The following is a 1,292-nucleotide window of genomic DNA, read 5'->3' as shown; positions in this document are numbered from 1 at the left end:
GTTCTTTTTCAGGCTCAACGGTTTGTCATGCAGAATTGCAGTGTAATAATGCAAATACGTAATTTTTTCGGAACTGTGTGTTTCCTTCTTTTTCTTTTTCTCCGCTATTTTTTCGAGGGATATTTCACTTTCAGAGTCGGTTTCCGATGACATCTGGGATTTTATTGATGCCTCACCCGGTTTTATCTCCATAACTTACTCTCTCCTCAATATCATTTTCAGTAGTGGTATCTGCACGTTGAAGTTGGTTACGTCGCATACGTTGAAGATTGCGTGCAATATTGCGGTGTCTTTTTTCACACCCGACTATCACGCTCTGACATTGTTCTATTTTTTGTTTTTCAATATCAGCATCATTCTGCAAATCAATAATGCGCTGAGTAATATCTTGCTGGTTACTCATCAATACACCCTGCTGCCGAATACGCTGGTACATTTCACTGCGACTAAGCACCCCAGGCGACATCAACTGAGCAATCTTCGTGCTTATTGCGTCATACTCCCTACGGCATTGCGCAATGGCGTAAAACATCTCATCCAATAGCGCTTCACTCTTTTTTTTATCATGCCCGGCACGATGTTGTTTATGCTCCAGCAAAGCCAAAAAAGCATGTCCTTTACGCCAGGCATGCATAAAGTTTATCCAAACACGTGGTTATCTCGATTTTCTGCGTCATGTCCTGTTTGAGAAAATCCTCCATCTGCTCCTTTTTATTCAGCGCCGTATCGTTTTCTGCATTCTCTCCTGGCTGGTATTCTCCCAGGTCCAGATACAGTTGCATATCTCGTTGCCGAAACAGCAATTCTCGAAAACGTGCTGCGGCACGCTGTTGCTCTGATGGCGTGATATGAAGAAACACACGACTAATACTTTGTAAAATATCAATCGCCGGATAATGTGCTTGAGCAGCCAACCTTTTACTCAGATAAATATGTCCATCGAGAATAGAACGAACTTCATCGCCAATAACATCCGGTTCTTCTTCATTCTCAATCAATACCGTATAGAAGGCCGTTATTGAACCCTGATGAAAACGTCCAGGCCGCTCCAACAGCTTGGGTAATGCTTCAAACACCGAGGCGGGATAACCGCGTCTGGCCGGCATTTCCCCCATGCTAAGTGCGGTATCACGCAGCGCACGCGCATAACGGGTTATTGAATCAATAAACAGCAGGACATGCTTCCCTTTAGCGCTAAAATATTCCGCCACACGTGTCGCTATCTGCGCGGCATTATAACGTTCAATACACGACCGGTCTGATGTGGCGTAAACCAGCACCACTTGCGCACT

Annotated in this window: 2 protein-coding genes and 1 pseudogene; all 3 read right to left on the bottom strand. The window is 44.6% G+C overall.

Annotated features, from left to right (window positions below):
• On the bottom strand, positions 1-192 hold a 192-nt coding region (locus J5224_RS28300; RefSeq protein ID WP_264628433.1), incomplete at its 3' end, for a hypothetical protein.
• A complete protein-coding gene (locus tag J5224_RS28295; protein ID WP_264628432.1) occupies positions 173-634 on the bottom strand; it encodes a hypothetical protein in 462 nt (153 codons plus the stop codon). The genes J5224_RS28295 and J5224_RS28300, both read right to left, overlap by 20 nt.
• A pseudogene (locus J5224_RS28290) lies at positions 618-1,292 on the bottom strand (EscN/YscN/HrcN family type III secretion system ATPase); the annotation flags it as partial. The gene J5224_RS28295 and the pseudogene J5224_RS28290, both read right to left, overlap by 17 nt.

It is taken from the genome of Candidatus Symbiopectobacterium sp. NZEC135 (assembly GCF_025962695.1).
Note: the sequence above shows the minus strand (reverse complement) of the source record. Positions and strands in the feature narration are given on the sequence as shown.